The organism is Pseudorhizobium halotolerans, from assembly GCF_902153235.2.
In the GTDB taxonomy this organism is placed as follows: Bacteria; Pseudomonadota; Alphaproteobacteria; order Rhizobiales; family Rhizobiaceae; genus Neorhizobium; species Neorhizobium flavum.
This window is the reverse complement of record NZ_CABFWE030000004.1, coordinates 219369-238836: the sequence shown is the minus strand read 5'-3', so window position 1 is coordinate 238836 and position 19468 is coordinate 219369. Positions and strand designations below refer to the sequence as shown.

At 62.6% G+C, this 19468-nt stretch carries 14 protein-coding genes and 3 tRNA genes; 2 read left to right on the top strand and 15 right to left on the bottom strand.

From position 1 onward, the window contains the following. Window positions 1-49: 49 nt before the first annotated feature. The 9 genes from FN060_RS04475 to FN060_RS04435 all read right to left on the bottom strand — a co-directional run bounded on the left by FN060_RS04475 (window position 50) and on the right by FN060_RS04435 (window position 6604). Complete coding sequence (locus tag FN060_RS04475; protein ID WP_142587031.1) at window positions 50-697, bottom strand: 5' DNA nuclease; 648 nt, start codon at window positions 695-697, stop codon at window positions 50-52. A gap of 5 nt (window positions 698-702) precedes the next feature. Then, the gene (gene nuoF, locus FN060_RS04470) at window positions 703-2007 is read right to left on the bottom strand and encodes an NADH-quinone oxidoreductase subunit NuoF (protein ID WP_077547170.1); all 1305 of its coding nucleotides are present in this window, start codon (window positions 2005-2007) and stop codon (window positions 703-705) included. Between the two features lie 87 nt (window positions 2008-2094). After that, a complete protein-coding gene (gene nuoE / locus FN060_RS04465) occupies window positions 2095-3042 on the bottom strand; it encodes an NADH-quinone oxidoreductase subunit NuoE (RefSeq protein ID WP_142587030.1) in 948 nt (315 codons plus the stop codon). Between the two features lie 73 nt (window positions 3043-3115). Continuing rightward, window positions 3116-4306, bottom strand: coding sequence for an NADH-quinone oxidoreductase subunit D (locus FN060_RS04460; RefSeq protein WP_142587029.1), 1191 nt, complete (start codon window positions 4304-4306; stop codon window positions 3116-3118). 78 nt (window positions 4307-4384) lie between these two features. After that, window positions 4385-4987 carry an NADH-quinone oxidoreductase subunit C gene (locus tag FN060_RS04455; RefSeq protein WP_142587028.1) on the bottom strand — a complete coding sequence of 201 codons (603 nt, stop codon included), beginning with the start codon at window positions 4985-4987 and terminating at the stop codon, window positions 4385-4387. 16 nt (window positions 4988-5003) lie between these two features. Beyond that, window positions 5004-5585, bottom strand: coding sequence for a NuoB/complex I 20 kDa subunit family protein (locus FN060_RS04450; RefSeq protein WP_052637906.1), 582 nt, complete (start codon window positions 5583-5585; stop codon window positions 5004-5006). Then, window positions 5576-5941 (bottom strand): NADH-quinone oxidoreductase subunit A, encoded by a 366-nt coding sequence (locus FN060_RS04445; RefSeq protein WP_052637905.1) that lies wholly within the window; start codon window positions 5939-5941, stop codon window positions 5576-5578. Before FN060_RS04445 ends, FN060_RS04450 begins: the two co-directional genes overlap by 10 nt. 448 nt (window positions 5942-6389) lie before the next feature. Then, window positions 6390-6466, bottom strand: a tRNA-Asp gene (locus FN060_RS04440). Window positions 6467-6527: 61 nt separating this feature from the next. Then, a tRNA-Asp gene (locus FN060_RS04435) sits at window positions 6528-6604 on the bottom strand. 258 nt (window positions 6605-6862) lie between these two features. Here FN060_RS04435 and FN060_RS04430 point away from each other — a divergent pair. Next, window positions 6863-6938 (top strand) — tRNA-Val (locus tag FN060_RS04430). A gap of 207 nt (window positions 6939-7145) precedes the next feature. Here the strand turns inward: FN060_RS04430 and FN060_RS04425 are convergent. From FN060_RS04425 to FN060_RS04415, 3 genes are all read right to left on the bottom strand, one after another. Then, on the bottom strand, window positions 7146-8156 hold the full coding sequence (locus FN060_RS04425; protein ID WP_142587027.1) for an NAD-dependent epimerase/dehydratase family protein: 1011 nt from the start codon (window positions 8154-8156) through the stop codon (window positions 7146-7148). 95 nt (window positions 8157-8251) lie between these two features. Beyond that, on the bottom strand, window positions 8252-11692 hold the full coding sequence (locus FN060_RS04420; RefSeq protein ID WP_142587026.1) for an ATP-binding protein: 3441 nt from the start codon (window positions 11690-11692) through the stop codon (window positions 8252-8254). After that, a complete protein-coding gene (locus FN060_RS04415; RefSeq protein WP_142587025.1) occupies window positions 11692-12930 on the bottom strand; it encodes a metallophosphoesterase family protein in 1239 nt (412 codons plus the stop codon). The genes FN060_RS04420 and FN060_RS04415 overlap by 1 nt, the downstream gene beginning before the upstream one ends. 108 nt (window positions 12931-13038) lie before the next feature. Here FN060_RS04415 and FN060_RS04410 point away from each other — a divergent pair, with 108 nt between their 5' ends. Further along, complete coding sequence (locus FN060_RS04410; protein WP_142587024.1) at window positions 13039-14025, top strand: aldo/keto reductase; 987 nt, start codon at window positions 13039-13041, stop codon at window positions 14023-14025. 71 nt (window positions 14026-14096) lie between these two features. On the opposite strand, the gene FN060_RS04405 is transcribed toward FN060_RS04410, so the two are convergent. The 3 genes from FN060_RS04405 to lon all read right to left on the bottom strand — a co-directional run bounded on the left by FN060_RS04405 (window position 14097) and on the right by lon (window position 19331). Continuing rightward, window positions 14097-16286 carry an esterase-like activity of phytase family protein gene (locus FN060_RS04405; protein ID WP_142587023.1) on the bottom strand — a complete coding sequence of 730 codons (2190 nt, stop codon included), beginning with the start codon at window positions 16284-16286 and terminating at the stop codon, window positions 14097-14099. A gap of 158 nt (window positions 16287-16444) precedes the next feature. Beyond that, window positions 16445-16723 carry a DNA-binding protein HupB gene (gene hupB / locus FN060_RS04400; protein ID WP_052637900.1) on the bottom strand — a complete coding sequence of 93 codons (279 nt, stop codon included), beginning with the start codon at window positions 16721-16723 and terminating at the stop codon, window positions 16445-16447. A 187-nt stretch (window positions 16724-16910) separates the two neighbouring features. Beyond that, entirely contained in the window at window positions 16911-19331 is a 2421-nt protein-coding gene (gene lon, locus FN060_RS04395) for an endopeptidase La (RefSeq protein WP_142587022.1), read from the bottom strand. Window positions 19332-19468 lie beyond the last annotated feature (137 nt).

Sequence of the window (19468 nt, the reverse complement as noted above, 5' to 3'; positions counted from 1 at the left end):
TCACTTACGTCCTGTGCTCAATCCCGCAGCCGTGGCCGGGGAAAAATCCTTACTTCGCCAGCTTCCTGGCCTGGCCCACCCAATCATCCCGGCCGATCCGCCCATCCAACCCGAGCGCGTCATCGAACTTCGCGACATCGGCATCCGACCAGGTAGCGATCTGGCCGATGCTGGTGATGCCCTGCCCCTTCAGAACCTTCTCGAGCTTAGGCCCGATACCGGCGATCTGCTTCAGGTCGTCAGCTGTCGTCACCTTGGGCTTGCGGACCGCCGACTTCTTGGTGCGGGCATCCGAAGCCGGCTTCGCCTCACGCGTCTTTGCCGGCCGCTTGGCGGCAGACCTGCCAGCCTCGTCCGAAACGGATCTCCGCGTTGACGTCGGCGTCTTCGCGGGTTCCTGTGCAGAAGCGGTAGCAGCTTGCTCCGGATTCGACTCCCGCGGAGCCTCGGCTGCGCGCTCCGGAGAGCCCGTCATCCGGTTCTGTGCCTCAAGCGCGCCCTGGAGCGCACCGAAGAAGGCGCCGGCGAACTGCCCCGCAATGCTCATGCTCACAGCGGTGGCCGCGGCCATGGCTGCGGTCGACTGCGCCACCAGCGGATTGCCGGCCATGGCCTCGGCGAAATCGGCATAGGCGGAAGCCATCGCCGGCTTTGCCGTCGTTGCTCCTTCCTGCTTTTCTTTCACCGGCTTAGCCACGTTTCTTACTCCGCTGCTTCCATGACGGCGCCATGCGCCATGGCATTGTGCGTATAGCGATCGATGCGAGCCTCGATCTCCGGACGGAAGTTCCGGATCAGCCCCTGGATCGGCCAGGCTGCGGCGTCGCCAAGCGCGCAGATGGTGTGGCCTTCGATCTGCTTGGAGACCTGGAACAGCATGTCGATCTCGCGCTTCTGCGCATTGCCCTTCACCATGCGCTCCAGCACGCGCATCATCCAGCCGGTGCCTTCACGGCAGGGCGTGCACTGGCCGCAGCTTTCGTGCTTGAAGAAGGCCGCAATGCGCCAGATCGCCTTGATGATGTCGGTCGACTTGTCCATCACGATCATGCCGCCGGTGCCGAAGGAGGACTTCACCTCGCGCATGCCGTCGAAATCCATGATCGCATCGGCCATGTCCTCGCCGCGAACGACCGGACAGGAAGCGCCACCGGGGATCACGCCGAGGAGGTTGTCCCAGCCGCCGCGGATACCGCCGCAGTGGCGATCAATGATCTCCCGGAACGACAGGCCCATGGCCTCCTCGAAGGTGCAGGGCTTGTTGACGTGGCCTGAGACCATGAACAGCTTGGTACCGACATTGTTCGGGCGACCAATCGAGGAGAACCAGCCGGCGCCGCGACGCAGGATGGTCGGAGCCACCGCGATCGATTCGACGTTGTTGACAGTAGTCGGGCAGCCGTAGAGGCCCATGTTCGCCGGGAATGGCGGCTTCAGGCGGGGCTGGCCCTTCTTGCCTTCCAGGCTCTCGAGCAGCGCCGTTTCCTCGCCGCAGATATAAGCGCCGGCGCCGTGATGGACGTAGATGTCCATGTCCCAGCCGTGCTTGTTGTTCTTGCCGAGAAGGCCGGCATCATAGCACTCGTCGATCGCCGCCTGCAGCGCCTCGCGCTCGCGGATGTACTCGCCGCGGACATAGATGTAGGCCACATGCGCGCCCATGGCGAAGCTCGCGATCACGCAGCCCTCGATCAGCGTGTGCGGATCATGGCGCATGATGTCCCGGTCCTTGCAGGTACCCGGCTCGGATTCGTCGGCGTTGACGACGAGGTAATGCGGGCGACCGTCGGACTCCTTTGGCATGAAGGACCATTTGAGGCCGGTCGGGAAGCCGGCGCCACCGCGGCCACGCAGGCCGGAGGCCTTCATCTCCTCGATGATCCAGTCCCTGCCCTTTTCGAGGATCTGCTTGGTGCCATCCCAATGGCCACGGCCCATCGCCCCCTTCAGGGACTTGTCCTTGAGGCCGTAGATATTGGTAAAGATGCGATCCTGATCTTTTAGCATGATCTATTCCACCGGTCCGCCGACACCTGCCGGCCGTTGTTATGCATCGCGCGGCCCAGGCGAAGGCCGCACAAGAATTCGCATTCCTTAAGAAGCGTCGCCTTCCGGCGTCGTCTTCTTTCGTGTCCGCTTCGGTTTCGCATCACCCGAAACCGCCCCCGGCTCCGGCGGCGCACCTTCGACGGCAGCGCCCGCGCGCTTCTTGTCCGGCTTCGGTGTCGATGCGGTTGCCGAAAGCGGCTGCTTCTCGGCCGTCTTCACACGCTTCTGCGATCCTTCCTTGTCCGTCAGCGGCGTCTTGATCGACGGATCGGCCTCTTCGGCCGTGTCCGTTGGGCGTGCGGCATCGGACGGAGGAACTGCTGCCGCAGACGCGGCTTCTGCCGGTTCCGGCTTGGGTTCGAGATCTTTCTGCGCAGGCTTGATCTCCTCGGTCAGCGTCACCGGGCCTCCGACAGGAGCGGAAAACTGGCGATCGATCTGCGGACCAGGCGTGATCTCGTGGGGCTTGCCGGCGTGAAAGCGGTCGATGATGTGCTCGAGCTGCGTCGGCGTCAGGTCTTCGTAGGCATCCTTGAAGATCATCACCATCGGCGCGTTGACGCAGGCGCCCTGACATTCGACTTCTTCCCAGGACAGCGTGCCGTCCTCGTTGAGCTCAAAGGGCTCGGCATGGATCTTCGACTTGCAGACCTTGATGAGGTCTTCGGCGCCGCGCAGCATGCAGGGCGTGGTGCCGCAGACCTGCACATGCGCCCGGGTTCCGACCGGCTTCAGCTGGAACTGCGTGTAGAAGGTCGCGACCTCGAGCACACGGATATAGGCCATGCCGAGCTTCTCGGCGACGAATTCGATCGCCGCGCGCGTTACCCAGCCGTCCTGTTCCTGCGCCCGCATGAGGAGCGGGATCACGGCTGACTGCTGGCGGCCTTCCGGATACTTGCGGATGGTGGCCTCAGCCCAGGCAGCGTTTTCCTCGTTGAAGGCGAACGCAGCGGGTTGCACATTGTCTTCGGCCAGTCGACGAACAGACATTCTTCTTACGCCTTATCAGTCTTGGAAGCAGGCCGCCGGAAACCGGCGCCGGTGATTGCGGTTGCGGAAGCCATCAGCGATCGACCTCACCGAACACGATGTCGAGCGAGCCGAGAATCGCGGAAACGTCGGCCAACTGGTGCCCGCGGCAGATGAAGTCCATGGCCTGCAGGTGCGCGTAGCCCGGAGCCCGGATCTTGAGGCGGTACGGCTTGTTGGTGCCGTCGGCGACAAGGTAGACGCCGAACTCGCCCTTCGGCGCCTCGACAGCCGCATACACCTCGCCGGCCGGGACGTGATAGCCTTCCGTGTAGAGCTTGAAGTGGTGGATCAGCGCTTCCATCGAGCGCTTCATCTCGCCGCGCTTCGGCGGCACGACCTTGCCGTCCAGCGACGACACGGGACCGACCCTGGCATCGCCCAGCAGGCGGTTGACGCACTGCTTCATGATCTTCACCGACTCGCGCATCTCGATCATGCGGATCAGGTACCGATCGAAACAGTCACCGTTCTTGCCGATCGGAATGTCGAAGTCCATGTCCGCGTAGCACTCGTAGGGCTGCGACTTACGCAGGTCCCAAGCCGCACCCGAACCACGAACCATCACGCCGGAGAAGCCCCAGGCCCAGCAGTCATCAAGGCTGACGACACCGATATCGACGTTGCGCTGCTTGAAGATGCGGTTGCCGGTCAGCAGGTCGTCGATGTCATCCAGCGTCCCAAGGAAGGGATCGCACCAGGCCCCGATATCCTCCACCAGCTCGGGCGGCAGGTCCTGATGAACGCCGCCGGGGCGGAAGTAGGCGGCATGCATGCGCGAACCGGAGGCACGCTCATAGAAGACCATCAGCTTCTCGCGCTCCTCGAACCCCCATAGCGGCGGCGTCAGCGCACCGACGTCCATCGCCTGCGTCGTGACGTTGAGAAGGTGCGACAGGATACGACCGATCTCGGAATAGAGCACGCGGATCAGCTGGCCGCGGATCGGGACCTCGATGCCGAGCAGCTTTTCGACCGCCAGACAGTAGGCGTGCTCCTGGTTCATCGGCGCGACGTAGTCGAGGCGATCGAAATAGGGCAGCGCCTGGAGATAGGTCTTCGTCTCGATCAACTTCTCGGTGCCGCGATGCAGCAAGCCGATATGAGGATCGACGCGCTCGACGATTTCGCCGTCAAGCTCCAGCACCAGACGAAGCACGCCGTGCGCCGCCGGATGCTGCGGTCCGAAGTTGATGTTGAAGTTGCGGACGTTGTGTTCGTTCATTCTGTCAGCTCCATGCCGAGCGGCCAAGCCGCAACGGGCGGAATGAAAAGCAGCAACCGGCCCCGAAACGCCGGTGGATCAGACCTTCGCCTTTTCGTCGCCCGGCAGGACGTAGTCGGTCCCTTCCCAGGGCGAAAGAAAATCGAAGCTCCGGAACTCCTGGCGCAGTTCCACCGGCTCGTAGACGACGCGCTTTGCAGCATCGTCGTAGCGAACCTCAACGAAGCCTGTCGTCGGGAAGTCCTTGCGCAACGGGTGACCCTCGAAGCCGTAGTCAGTCAGGATGCGGCGCAGGTCCGGGTGCCCGGTAAAGAGGATACCGTACATGTCCCAGGCTTCGCGCTCGAACCAGTCCGCGCCCGGATAGACGGCACAGGCCGAGGGTACCGGCTCGTCCTCGCCCACCATGACCGTCACGCGGATACGCGTGTTCTGCCGCGGCGACAGCATGTGGTAGACGACGTCGAACCGCTTCGCGCGCTGCGGCCAGTCAACGCCGCAGATGTCGATCAGGTTGACGAAGCCGCACTGCACGTCGTCGCGCAGGAAGGTCAGCAGGGCGACGATATTCTCCGGCGCCGTCACCAGCGTCAGTTCGCCATGCTCGATCTTCGAGCTGGGAATGAACTCCGGATGGATTTCGGCGATGTAGGATGAAAGCTCTCTCAGGGCTTCGCTCATGTTCTCGTCCTTGCCCTCAGCGCTCGATCGTGCCGGTGCGGCGGATCTTCTTCTGCAGCAGAAGCACGCCGTAAAGCAGCGCCTCGGCCGTGGGGGGACAGCCGGGCACATAGATGTCCACCGGTACGACGCGGTCACAGCCCCGCACTACGGAATAGGAATAGTGGTAATAGCCGCCGCCATTGGCGCAGGAACCCATGGAGATAACGTAGCGGGGCTCCGGCATCTGGTCGTAGACCTTGCGGAGCGCGGGGGCCATCTTGTTGGTCAGCGTACCGGCGACGATCATCACGTCGGACTGGCGCGGTGAAGCGCGGGGCGCAAATCCGAAGCGCTCGGCATCGTAGCGCGGCATGGACATCTGCATCATCTCGACTGCGCAGCAGGCGAGACCGAAGGTCATCCACATGAGAGAGCCCGTCCGGGCCCAGGTGATCAGCTCGTCCGTCGAGGTGACGAGGAAGCCCTTGTCGGCGAGCTCGTTGTTGATCTCTCCGAAGAAGCGGTCATCGCTGCCGATCGGCTTGCCGGTGTTCGGATCGATGATGCCCTTGGGCTGCGGCGCGACCAGGGTGTTGCCGGTATCGACTACTCCCATTCCAGCGCTCCTTTCTTCCATTCATAAATGAAGCCGATCGTCAGGACGGCCAGAAACACCATCATCGACCAGAAGCCGAACCAGCCGATCTCGCCGAAGGACACCGCCCAGGGGAAGAGGAAGGCCACTTCGAGATCGAAGATGATGAACAGGATCGACACGAGATAGAATCGGATGTCGAACTTCATGCGGGCGTCATCGAACGCATTGAAGCCGCATTCGTAGGCTGAAAGCTTTTCGGAGTCGGGAGCCTTGTAGGCGACAGCGAAGGGGGCAATCAGCAGAGCCAGCCCGATCACGAGGGAGATTCCGATGAAGATTGCGATCGGAAGGTAGGAACTGAGGAGTTCACTCATATTAATCGATCCTGCTTGCCGGGAGCGCGGGACGGCGCTCTGTCAGCAATGCGCGGGCAAAGCGAGCGTGCATTGCAATCGGCCCGTGACTACCCCAGCCCACGCCTTGGCGCAAGACTTTTAGACTCGCGATTCCGTACCGAAATGGCACAGGCGCGACTGCGCGCGCTCGACGCTCTTGACGAACAGCAAAGGTCACCGCCAAGACGGCGAAAACCGGACGAAGAAACCGAAACATCTCAGCAAAACACGGGGTACGTGCCGGCGAACCGGAACGGGTAGAGTGTTGGCGGGAGCCAGGGAATGATCGATCCTCAGCCGCGACGGATCGTACCCCTACTTAAGTCGTTGGACATGTGCCGCAAGGGCGGCAAGGAAATATTTTAGGAGAAGCTAAATCGTTCCATGCCTCAACGGCTTGAACAGCGAAAGTAGAGGGGAAGAGAAGTGGCGCGAGTGACGGGGCTCGAACCCGCGACCTCCGGCGTGACAGGCCGGCACTCTAACCGACTGAGCTACACCCGCGCATGATGCCTTGCGGCGATCCGACATTCCAAGGAATATCAGAAAAGTTCGAGGAAACGAATGGCGCGAGTGACGGGGCTCGAACCCGCGACCTCCGGCGTGACAGGCCGGCACTCTAACCAACTGAGCTACACCCGCGCATTTCGTAAGGGTCAAGACCCTCGCCGGAGCAGCCTCGACCGCCTCGGTTGAGCGGCTAACTAAGAGGTTCGCGAACAGGTGTCAAGCAACATTCAAGACAAAAGGATGAAGCCGTCAACCTTTCCCCGGCCGCCCGCCGCCCGTCGCCTTCAGCTGCCAAAATTTTCGGAATTTCCACAAAAGCCTCTTGCGGTTTGAGCGTGATCCGCATAGATCACGGCCACCGACGCGGCGGACATGGTCCGCGACGCGAAAGGGCGATTAGCTCAGTTGGTAGAGCGCCTCGTTTACACCGAGGATGTCGGGAGTTCGAGTCTCTCATCGCCCACCATTCCCTCAGCCTGCACATCGACAACGCTTCTGAGGCAGAGAATGATCTGCATCAGGTCGCTGGCACCTGTTCCAGCTGAGAGCTGTCGGTGCCGATCATCATCCGGTTAGCGCGCCAGTCGACTGCGCCACCTAGCCACCCACGCAGCCAGATCGCGACACTCTCGTCTCCAATCGGCCGCGATCCGGATTTCGCCCGCTCATTGGTTCACAGCGCCAGCTCTTCCCGGTGCTGGAGATACCAGTCCACGAAAGTCCTGATGCCTTGATCGAGCCTGATCTCAGGCTTTCGGCCGGTCAGGGCGACGAGCAGGTCGGCACTGGCAAATGTGCGTCGAACGTCGCCCTGCTGCATTGGCAGCATTTTTCGTTTGGCCGTCTTTCCCAACGCCTCTTCTATCGTCCGGATAAAATCAAGGAGCCCTACAGGCTGTCCGCCGCCGATATTGACCGCGCGGAACGGCGCCTGATGCGACAACGTGTCGATCCCCTCCACCCGATTCGTCTCCGACGGCGCTATTGCCGACAGGTCGATGATCGAGTCGACCAGATCGTCGACATAGGTGAAGTCACGGCTCATCTGGCCTTCGCCATAGATCTCGATCTCGCGATCCTCGACGATCGCCTTGACGAATTTGAATGGCGCCATGTCCGGCCGAGACCAGGGGCCGTAAACTGTAAAGAAGCGGAAGGCAGTCGTCGGCACTTGATACAGATGCGCATAGGAATGCGCCATCAATTCCACCGCCTTCTTGCTGGCAGCGTAGAAGGTCAGGGGTTCGTCCGTCTTGTCCGTTTCCCGAAACGGGATGGTGGGGCTGGCGCCATAGACGGAGGAGGTCGAGGCGAGCATCAGGTGGCCGACGCCGATCGTACGGGCGATATCAAGAATATTCCAGGAGCCGACGAGGTTCGAATCGAGATAGGCCTTCGGGTTCTCCACGCTGTAGCGCACGCCGGCCTGGGCCGCGAGGTGGACGATTACGTCCGGATTTGCGGCTGCCACGGCCGCCTCCAGCGCGGCGCGATCCTCGAGCATGGCGATGGTGCCCTGGAAGGCCGGAAACTGCGCCAGCGCCGCGTTGCGAGCCTCCTTGAGCCGGAGACTGTAATATGCCGTCATGCCGTCGAACCCGGCCACCTCGTGCCCCTGTTCCAGCAGGCGGCGAGCCAGGTGAAAGCCGATGAAGCCTGCGGTTCCGGTGATGAAATAACGCATGCCCGCGCTACCCTTTCCATTCGTGTTGCCGATCCCTCGGGATCTGCGGTTGCCACCAATAGGCAGGTTTGTGCCGCCGCCGCAACCGTCAGGCTTCACAAGGTTACGAGATCAACGCCCTCTCCCAGTTCGCGGCGCGCTGCCTGCACCACGCTGTCATGGTGGGTGAAGAGCAGCGTCTGGTGCGTGTCCCCTGCAGCCGCCAGCGTGCGAAGGCCGGCTGCGGTGCGTTCGTCGTCGAAGGTCTGGAAGATGTCATCGAGAACGAGCGGCGCAGGTTCGTTGCGGCGGCAATAGTCCTCCAGGAAGGCGAGACGCAGCGCGAGGTACAGCTGGTCACTGGTCCCTTCGCTGAGGCCCGATAGCGGCACCTGCTCGCCCGTCTGACGCTCGACGGCGAGCTGCAGTTCGTCCTGCTCGTCGTAGAGCTGCAGAAGGCGCGAGAAACGGTCACCCGTCAGGACTGAAAACAGCTCCCCTGCCCGCTTCATCACCGGATCCGCCTGCCGCTCACGATAAGCCTCCATGGAGGAGGAGAGGAGGCTCGCGGCCAGCTTCAGCACCACCCAGCGGCGGGCAAGTTCCTTGGCCTCGGTTTCGGCCGCAAGCTTCTGGAAGACGGCGCGCTCGGCGCCCACCCCGGTTTCCAATTCTCGGCGCCGGCGCTCATTGTCGGCCTTGGCAATGCCGAGCCCGTTCATGCGTTCGATCAGTTGATCCTCCTCGCGTCCAAGGCGCTCGATCTCGAGCACTGCCTCCACGCGATCAAAATCGGCCAGGGCGACGCGGATCTCATCCTCCGATGCTCCATCGGCATGCTCGGCGAAACGGTCGCGGCATTGCCTGAGCGCGATTTGTAGGCGGTGGCGCTCGTGCAGATCCTCCAGCACCTGCGGGAATTCGGACACCTGGCGGCCCAGGTCCGCGGCCACCGCCGCAGCCTCGGTCGCAAGTTCCGCCTCCTCGGCTGCCAGCCGCACGAGGGAAAGTTCAAGCCGCTCCAACTGATCGGACAGCGATTCGCGCCGCTTGTTCTCGTTCGTTGCCTCCAGGACCCGCTCATGTAGCAGGCCGGCTGCAACATCGGCGGGAATGGCGGCAAGGTCGGGCGCGGCCGAGGCCACCACCCTGCCGACTGATGTCTCGAAGGCCTCCATATCGCGCACCATCCCGCGAACGCGCCGCTGGCGGTTCTCGCGTTCGGAAAGAAGTCCCGGCACCGTGCGCCATGCCTCCAGTGCGGCCAGTACCATGGGCGGATCGGCATCCTCGGACAGACCGACAGCAACGGCTGCGGCAGAGAATTTGCGCTGCCAAGCACTGACATTGTCCATCAATTCGCGTTCGCGCTCCTCAAGCCGGCCGATCGCCTCCTCTGCCATTGCCCGTTTCGTCTCGCTACTGCGACTGTCCAGCCATTCCTGGCCGATCTCCGACAACCTGCGCTCCAGCCCACGGCCAAGCGCCACGGTCGGGAGGGCCACTGCTGCGAGCGCCACTGCATCCGCAATCGACAGGAGGGCCGGCCGCACCACCTCCTCCCTCAGCCGCAACACCTCCATCTCGTCACGGAGAAGATCGATCTCGCGGAGTTGCCGGAAACAATCCTCCACCGCCCGGCGCCAATCGATCATGCGTTCAGGCGCGGCTGGCTGGATACCCGACGCGCGGAAGGCATCCTCGTAGGCGGTCACGGAATCGGAGAGCACGATCTCGGCAAGGCGCAGCGCGTTGCGTGCCTCCGTGAGTTCCCGTTCCAGCTCCGCCTGCCGCAGCGTCAACTGCGCATGCCGGGTGACCCGCTCGGCATCGGCAAGAGCTGCATCGGCAAGCCGGTCCGCCTGCGCGATACCGGCTGCCAGGCTATCAAAGCTGACCGCATCGGATGTCTTGCGGGCGATGTCGAACTGACGGTCGCGCTCGGCCCGGCTTGTCGCGATTTCCTCCCGAGAAACGACGGGTCCCGCGACTTCCAGCGCCGCCATCTCGCGGCGGGCTCGTGCGGCCTCTCCGTCGAGGGTGGCGAGACGTCCCTCGACCTCCTGCGCCTCGACCCGAGCCGCATCGAGCATGCGCCGGTGGGCGGAGATTTCAGCTGCATCGGGCAGCGGCGCGGAAGCAAGCGTCCGCAGGTCGGAGACAGGGGGATTGAGGCGAGCCGTGCCAGTGACCAGATCGGCTTCAAAGCGGGCAAGCTTCACCTGTAGCGCCTCCAGGCGCTGGAGTTCGACCAGATCCGGCTGCAGCGCAGCCAGTTGATCGGCCCATGGTTTCGGATCAACGAGATGCGTCGTCCCTGCCGCCTTTCGCATGTCCCGCAATTCGTCGTGATGCTCTTCCATCCGCTGGCGGGTATCCCGTAGCATGCGGTCGAGGTCCGTCCCCTCGTCCAGCAGCGAACGCAGGCGTGCAAGCTCGGCATCGGGTGGCTGACGGCCTTCCAGGTCGGAAAGGGCAAGGCCGAGACGTCGGGCCGCATCCGCAAGCCGCTGGTCGTAGTCATCCGCCTCGCCCCGAACACGGGCAATGTCCTCGCGCGCCTTGGCGTAAACGCCCTTGTCCGAGTGGGCGGACATGATGGCGGCCGACGCGGCAAGCAGCGCATCGTCGACATGGATGGCGGCGATCTCGTCGCGGAGCCGTGCAAGATCGCCCTCCCCGCGCCGGAGGGCCGCCTCGTTCTCGCGCATGCGCTCAAGCAGCGAGGCAAGCTGCGGCTCGAGGTCCGCCGGCTGGCGCGCCAGCCATTCGTACTGCGCAATCTGTTCTCGCTCACGATCGATTTCACGAATGATCGGGTCCAGCCGTTGCAGCATGCGCAAGTGCTCGAGCCGGCGGATGTTCTCCTGCCGCGCCGCCAGCACACTGGCTAGTTCGGTCTCCAGGTCGTTCTGCTCTGCAACCAGCTTCTTCCAGTCGCCTGATTTCAGCTCGTTCTCGCGCTCTGCCCTGCGCGCTTCCTCGTGGGCGTCGAGCACCTGGTAGAAAAGCCGGTCCCGGGAGCGGCGCGGCGCGTAGATCGCTTCGGCCTCGGCCTCCAGGCCCTTCCGCATGTCGGCCAATCCGGTGAGGCCGGAGGCGGCCGAGAAAAGCAGATTGCCGATCTCGCCGCCGCTCTTCAGCATGTTGTCGCCGCCGGCGCGCAGTGACGACGAGTTCAAACCGAAGGCGCGCTCGAAGATGTCGCGGGACAGGGTGCCGAGAAAAGGCGCCAGCGCGTCGTCGGCCAGGGCTTCCTCCGGATCGCTCGCGGCAAGAAGCGTCCCCTTGCGGCCTTTGCGTCGGCGGAACTCAAGCGATGCGCCCCCACGCGACGAAATGAGTGCGCCGATCCGAAGGCTGGCGGCGTCGCTCTTGAAGCCGTAGGGCGTCCGCTCCGGGAAACCGAACAGCAAATCGGAGATTGCAGAGAGGGCGGACGACTTGCCTGCCTCATTCGGACCGTAGACGATGTGCAGCCGGGCATCCGGGCGAAAGACAAGACTTCGATCGGCGAGAGCGCCATAGCGGAGGATGTCCAGACGGTCGAAGCGCATCAGCGGGATACTCCTGCCCGCGCGAGCAGAAGATCCCGCGCCTCGGCGAGGAGGATCTCGGCGTCGTCCCCAAGCGCCACGTCCTGTGCGCCGAGGCCGCCGGGCAGCCGCGCCGCAATCTCCGCGATCCTTGCCTCAGCCTCCGCCAGCAGTTCGACCGGCAGCGTTTCGAGCGCAAGCAGCCCGTCGAGCCCCAGTGATTGCGGATCACCCCCGCTCCTTGTCCCGCTTGCATCCTCCACCCGAACCTCGACCTTTTCCAGCCAGACATCCTCGTGGCAACGGTGGCAGGCAGCCTGCGCCTCGTCCCGGAAATCCTGCGCGCGGGCAAGCAGCTCGCGACGATAGCTGCTTCTGCCCGTCAGTCGGATACGCAGCGCCAGTGGCCGCCCCTCCATCTCATCCGCAATATTCTCCAGCGCCGCCTCGATGCGCCGGAGGATAGCCGTCAGGTCGTCCTCGGGTTCTACCGCTACCGACTTCTGCGCAAAGCGGGCGCTGTCGGTGATCATCCGCCCATGGGTGACTGTCCCATCCTCCACGGAGACAAGGACTGCCCCCTTGGCGCCCTGCTCGCGGACCGAGCGTCCCTGCAGGTTGCCGGGAAAGATGATCGGCGGGTTGTCCGAGACGACCTCGTAGTCATGGACATGGCCCAGCGCCCAATAGTCGTAGCCGCGCGAGCGCAGGTCCTTGACCGAACAAGGGGCGTAGGGCGCATGGGGCTCGCGTCCCGTCAGCGAGGTGTGCAGGACGCCGATGTTGAACCAGCCTGGCTGCGGCGGCGGATAGGCCAGCGCCAGGTTCTCCGTCGCGGAGCGTTCCGCAAAGCCCTGTCCGTGCAGCGCGACCTTCAGGTGATCGAGCGTGAACGTGCCCGGCTTGTTGACGGGGAACTCGCGGACATTCGGCGGCAGCGTGATGGTCTTGGTGATGACGCTTTCCGCATCGTGATTGCCCTTCAGCAGGAAGACGGGGATTCCCGCCCGATCGAGCCGCGCCAACTCACGGTTGAAGAAGAGACCGATCTTGTTGTCCTTCCAGTCGCCATCATAGACGTCGCCGGCAACCAGGAGAAAATCGACGTTCCGCTCTATCGCCTGGTCTACCAAGGCGGTGAAGGCGCGTCGACTTGCCTCCATAAACATTTCGGCCACCGCGGCATCCTTCATCGCCAGCCCTTGGAACGGGCTGCCGAGATGCAGGTCGGCGGCATGGATGAAGGAAAAGGAGGACATCGAATCGCTTGCTTTTGTTGTGTCACCTGAGCAGGTGTTTTAGGCAAAGCGCAGGCATGGCGGAAGCATCCGCCGGACAGGCCTGTGGATAGGCATCGGAGGAAGACAATGAGACAGCACGCATTCGGCCGCACATCGTTCACCGTCAGCGAAGTCGGGTTCGGCGCCTGGCAGATCGGCGGCTCCTGGGGCGATGTCAGCAAAGCCGATGGCCGGGCAGCACTTGAAGCAGCTCTCGATGCCGGCGTGACCTTCATCGACACGGCTGACGTCTATGGCGACGGACGCTCGGAGAAGATCATATCGAGTGTTCTGAAGGCGCGCGGCGGCGAACGGCCGATGATCGCCACCAAGGCCGGGCGGCGGCTCGATCCGCATAATGCCGACGGCTACACCAAGGCGAACCTCGAAGCCTTCATCGACCGCAGCCTCTCGAACCTCGGCGTCGACAGCCTCGACCTGGTGCAGCTTCACTGCCCACCGACGGAAGTTCTCTACCGGCCGGAGGTCTTCGGTGCGCTGGACGACCTGCGCCGGGCCGGCAAGATCAGGAACTACGGCGTTAGCGTGGAGAAGGTGGAGGAGGCGCTGAAGGCGATCGAATATCCGGATGTCGTCAGTATCCAGATCATCTACAACATCTTCCGCCAGCGGCCGGCCGACCTGTTTTTCAAGGAAGCAAAGCGCAAGGACGTCGCGGTCATCGTCCGCGTGCCGCTTGCGAGCGGCCTCTTGTCCGGCAAGATCACCAGGGACACGACATTCGCCAGTGACGACCATCGCCAGTTCAACCGCCATGGCGAGGCGTTCGACGTGGGCGAGACCTTTGCCGGAGTGCCCTTGGAAGTGGGCCTGCAGGCGGTGGAAGAGGTCCGAAAGCTGGTGCCGCAGGGCGCGTCCATGGCCGCTTTCGCGCTCAAGTGGATCCTGATGAACGAGGCAGTGACCGTCGTCATTCCAGGCGCCCGCAACGCGGAGCAAGCGCGCGCCAATGCAGCGGCCGCGAAGCTTGCGGCCATATCGGATGACGTGATCACCGCAACCAAGGAAATCTATGCCCGGCTCATCGCTCCGCACGTCCACCAGCGCTGGTAGCTCAGCCGGGAGAAATCGAAAATGGAAAAAGGCCGGGCGGCAAGCCCGGCCTTTTCTGTTATTCGCGGCCTTCAGTTGATGGCATTAATGGTCACCGGGAAGAACAGCGTCTCACCCGAAGAATCGTCAACACCGTCATTGTCCGTCACGGCAAAAGCCTTGCCCGACTTGTCGAAGGCGAAGCCTTCAAGTTTGTCGACGACATATCCGCTGGTCGCAGACTTAAGCTCCGGAATGAAGTCATGGACTTCTTCCTTGGCAACCAGCGGCAACGCCTCGCCGAGCTTGGCCGGCTTCAGGTCGGCGATGGCGACGCGGTAGAGCTTCTTGAGCTTCGCCTTGTCGCCGATCAGGTTGTCGCGCTCGATGATGTAGACATGGTCGCCATGGGCGGTCATCTCCGACAGGCCGACCCAGCCTTCTTCCGTCTTCTCGAGCGGATAACGCACAGCACCCCACTCCTTTGACGACGGCTTGTAGGAAAGCAGCTTGACGGTGCCCTTCTCGTCGTCCTTCCATTCCCGCTGGACGGCCATCCAGAGTGTCAGCTCGTCGCCCTCGCCGATCGTCGTGATCCCTTCCAGCCCGAACCGGGTCTGGCCTGCAAGCAATTCGACAGGCAAGGCAATCTCCGACTTGATCTCGCCCATCGCATTGACGTTGTAGATGCCGTGGCCGACGAACTTGGCACTGTCACCCTCGGAAGCGAGCCAGAAGCCGCCCTTCCCGTCGAGCGCGATGCCTTCGATGTCCAGCTTCTGGGCCGGCTGGCCGCCGCGCGTGATGCGGGTGACACCGGTGATCTCGGCCGGTTTCCTGCTGGCATCGATGGTGAAGATGGAAGGCTGCATGCCATAGACGCTGTCGCTGACGGCATAGAGGATCCCGTCCTTCTCCGCATCGCCGACGAGACCGGAGAGCGCGCCCCAGCCGATGGGCGTGCCGTCGACGTCGTTGGACACGATGGTCGGGTATGCGTTCTCGGCTTCAGCCAGTTCGTAGATCATCACGTGCGAGCGGGCACCGCCATCCTCGCCGAGATCAACCTCGTTGGCGGAGGCGACCAGGTTACGGGCCGGGATGGCGACAGCACCTTCCGGCGAAATGCCGGACGGCAGAAGCTGCACCAGTTCCGGCTCGCCGCCTGTATCCTTGTAGACCGCCATGAGGGAGGCACGCTCCAGCAGGACGAAGAAATACTGCTGGTCGCCGAACTTGGCCGCTTCCATGCCTTCGGGTTCTATGCCCTTGCTCTTGGCTCGCTTGTCCGGGAAATGGCCGAGGCGTGCGACTTCGCGCTCCAGGGAGGTACCGGCGTCATAGAGCACCTTGCCGGAGCGGTCGAAGATCGTGAAGCCTCGCGAACCGCCCTTGTAGTCGCCCTCATTGGCGACGACCAGACGGTCGGTCCCCAGCCACTTAACCGAATCCGGCTCACGCGGCACGCCATCGATCCTGCCGGTAAACTCCAGTGCGCCATCGCTCTTGGTATCGATGCCGTCGAGATCGACCGTACCGGCGGTGAAGTGACCGCTGACCGTTGCCGTCCTGCTGTCGACGATGACGATGTGGTTGTTTTCCTGCAGTGTTACGGCGATCTCGCCGTCAGCATTGATGTTGACGAATTCCGGCTCAGGATCTTCCGGAGCGACCGTCGCCAATCCGGTGAGATCGACGCGCTTGATGCTGTCGCAGGCGGGGGTGCCGTCGTTCAGCGAGAGGATCAGCAATTCGCCAGCCGGCAGCTGCGGAATTGCTCCGTCGTTCAATTCCTCGTCGCGCTGGTTCTCGATCGCGATCGCGGCGAAGGTTCCATCTGGAGAAACGACGACCGAGTCGGGCTGGCCGCCAAGATCGCAGGTGTTCTCCAGCTTTCTCGAAACGACATCGACCACGCCGAGTTCGCCAGCAGGCTTCGTCATTTCCTCGGTGCGATCGATGGTGACCAGTACCTTCGCGCCAACCGCCGCCACCGAATTCGGCTCGCCGTCGATCGCGATGGAGCCGCCGGCCTTCGGCGACCTGGGATCGGTGATGTCGATGAACCCGATCGTGCCGCCCGGCGCATCGGAGTAGATGAGCGTGTTGCCGTCCGGTGTGGCGGTGATGATCTCCGAGGAAGTCGCCTTCTCTTCACCTTCGCCCATATTGCTGGCGACAGGGAAGGTTGCGATGCGATTAAAGACCGGCTCGGCCGCTACTGGAAAAGCAGCGGAGGCGAGCAAGGCCGCTGCAAGCGCGGCGGTCGCAGTAGTTTTCATGGGAAGCCCTCCTGTCCATGATGGAACAGGGCGCTTTTGCGGCACCTGCATGACAGGCAGATGACAGGCGGAACACCTTAGGAGCTTCTAAGAGAGCCTTCGACAAACGAAAAAAGGCCCGGCAAGCCGGGCCTCGAGAATTCACGTGACGCAGCAGCTTACTTGCCGTTGACGGCGTCCTTCAGGCCCTTGCCGGCTGAGAACTTCGGCACGTTGCGGGCCGGGATGTCCACCTCGGCGCCCGTCGACGGGTTACGGCCCTTCGAGGCCTCGCGACGAGAAACGGAGAAGCTGCCGAAACCGGCCAGACGGATATCGCCGCCGTTCTTCAGTTCGGCCTGAACGGTGTCAAATACAGCGTCAACTGCCGAAGCTGCGTCAGCCTTGGAGAGGCCAGCCTTTTCGGCAACAGCCGTAACGAGCTCAGTCTTGTTCATGTTTCCACCCCTTTCAAATGGTATTGAAACGACTCAAGTTATCCGGCCCGACATTAAATACCCGTCAGGCCTTCGCAAGCCACAAGCCTCGCCATAGCCTGAAAAACAAGGGGCAACGCTTCATTTTCACCAAAAAAGCCGGCTGGAAGCCGGCTTTTTTCAGTAAGCGTGCCAATTTGGCATAAGCCTAGTGGGCGATCGAGGTGCCGGTGTCGTCGACACCCTCTACGGTTGCGATCACCGGCGTCTCGATGGAACCATCCCATTCGATCGGCTCGGGCTTGCGAAGGAGCGCGTGCTCGATCACCTCGCCCATCCTGGAAACCGGGATGATCTCCATGTTGTTCTTCACGTTGTCCGGAATGTCGGCCAGGTCCTTGGCGTTCTCTTCCGGGATCAGAACCTTCTTGATGCCGCCACGAAGGGCTGCAAGCAGCTTCTCCTTGAGGCCGCCGATCGGCAGGACGCGTCCGCGCAGGGTAATCTCACCCGTCATGGCTACGTTCTTGTCGACCGGGATGCCAGTCATGATCGACACGATCGCCGTCGCCATGGCAACACCGGCAGAAGGACCATCCTTGGGCGTTGCGCCTTCCGGCACGTGCACGTGGATGTCCGACTTGTCGAAGCGCGGCGGCTCGATGCCGAAATCGACAGCGCGGGAGCGGACATAGGATGCCGCAGCCGATATCGATTCCTTCATCACGTCACGCAGGTTGCCAGTCACCGTCATGCGGCCCTTGCCAGGCATCATCACGCCTTCGATCGTCAGCAGTTCGCCGCCGACCTCGGTCCAGGCCAAGCCTGTCACGACACCGACCTGATCCTCACGTTCGGCTTCACCGTGGCGGAAGCGCGGTACACCCAGGTAATCGTGGATGTTGGCCGCTGTGACGTCGACGGTCTTCGTCTTGCCCTTGATGATCTCGGTCACCGCCTTGCGGGCGAGCTTCATCAGTTCGCGTTCGAAGTTACGCACGCCCGCTTCACGGGTGTACTGCTGGATCACAGCCATCAGCGCATCGTCGGAGACCGAGAATTCGTTCGGCTGCAGCGCATGCTCCTTGATCGCCTTCGGCAGAAGGTGACGCTTGGCGATCTCCAGCTTTTCCTCCTCGGTATAGCCGGCGATGCGGATGATCTCCATGCGGTCCATCAGCGGCGCCGGGATGTTCAGCGTGTTCGCCGTCGTGATGAACATCACGTCCGAAAGGTCGTATTCGACTTCCAGATAGTGGTCCATGAACGTCGAGTTCTGCGCCGGATCCAGCACCTCGAGCAGCGCGGACGACGGATCGCCGCGGTAGTCTTGGCCGAGCTTGTCGATCTCGTCGAGGAGGAAGAGCGGGTTCGACTTCTTAGCCTTCTTCATCGACTGGATGACCTTGCCGGGCATCGAGCCGATATAGGTGCGCCGGTGACCGCGGATCTCGGCTTCGTCACGGACGCCACCGAGCGCCATGCGCACGTATTCGCGACCGGTCGCCTTGGCAATCGACTGGGCAAGCGAGGTCTTGCCGACGCCGGGAGGGCCTACGAGGCAGAGGATCGGGCCCTTGATCTTCGTGGCCCGGGCCTGCACCGCCAGGTATTCGACGATACGTTCCTTGACCTTCTCCAGCCCGAAGTGATCCTGCTCCAGGATCTTCTCGGCGTTGTTCAGGTCGGTCTTGATCTTCGACTTCTTGCTCCACGGGATCGAGAGCAGCCAGTCGAGATAGTTGCGCACGACGGTGGCTTCCGCCGACATCGGGCTCATCTGGCGAAGCTTCTTCATTTCGGCATCCGCCTTTTCGCGGGCCTCCTTCGAAAGCTTCGTCTTGGCAATGCGCTCTTCCAGTTCGGCCATCTCGTCACGGCCATCCTCGCCGTCGCCGAGTTCCTTCTGTATCGCCTTCATCTGTTCGTTGAGGTAGTACTCGCGCTGGGTCTTCTCCATCTGGCGCTTGACGCGCGAGCGGATGCGCTTTTCCACCTGCAGGACCGAAATCTCGCCTTCCATGAAGCCGAGCGCCTTTTCGAGACGACCCTTGACGCTGACCGTCTCGAGCATCTCCTGCTTCTCGGTGATCTTGATCGACAGGTGCGATGCGACCGTATCGGCGAGCTTCGAGTAGTCCTCGATCTGGCTTGCGGCGCCAACGACTTCCGGCGAAATCTTCTTGTTGAGCTTCACGTAGTTCTCGAATTCGGAAACCACGGAACGCGACAGCGCCTCGACCTCGACGGCATCTTCTTCCGGCTCGGCCAGGATGTCGGCCTTCGCCTCATAGAATTCCTCGCGGTCGGTATAGCTGTCGATCTTCGCGCGGGCGCGTCCTTCGACGAGCACCTTTACGGTACCATCGGGGAGCTTCAGCAGTTGCAGGACATTGGCAACCGTGCCGATCTTGTAGATTGCCGAAGGCTCGGGATCATCGTCGCCGGCATTAATCTGCGTGACGAGCATGATCTGCTTGTCCGACCCCATTACTTCTTCCAGCGCGCGAATGGATTTTTCGCGACCCACGAAGAGCGGTACGATCATATGCGGGAAAACCACGATGTCGCGCAGGGGCAAGACCGGGAAGGTTTCGCCACCGGGAGCCAAAGACGTTGGATTCGTCATTCTTCTTCCTTTCATATCCCGTTGCCGGGATTCGTCCCCAGACCTGTTATCCGGGCCGTCCACTTGAGCCCAAAGTGGAGAGTGAGACTGTTGATTTCAAGCCTCGTTCACCGTTCGCCCCCTGCTGGCAAGGCACC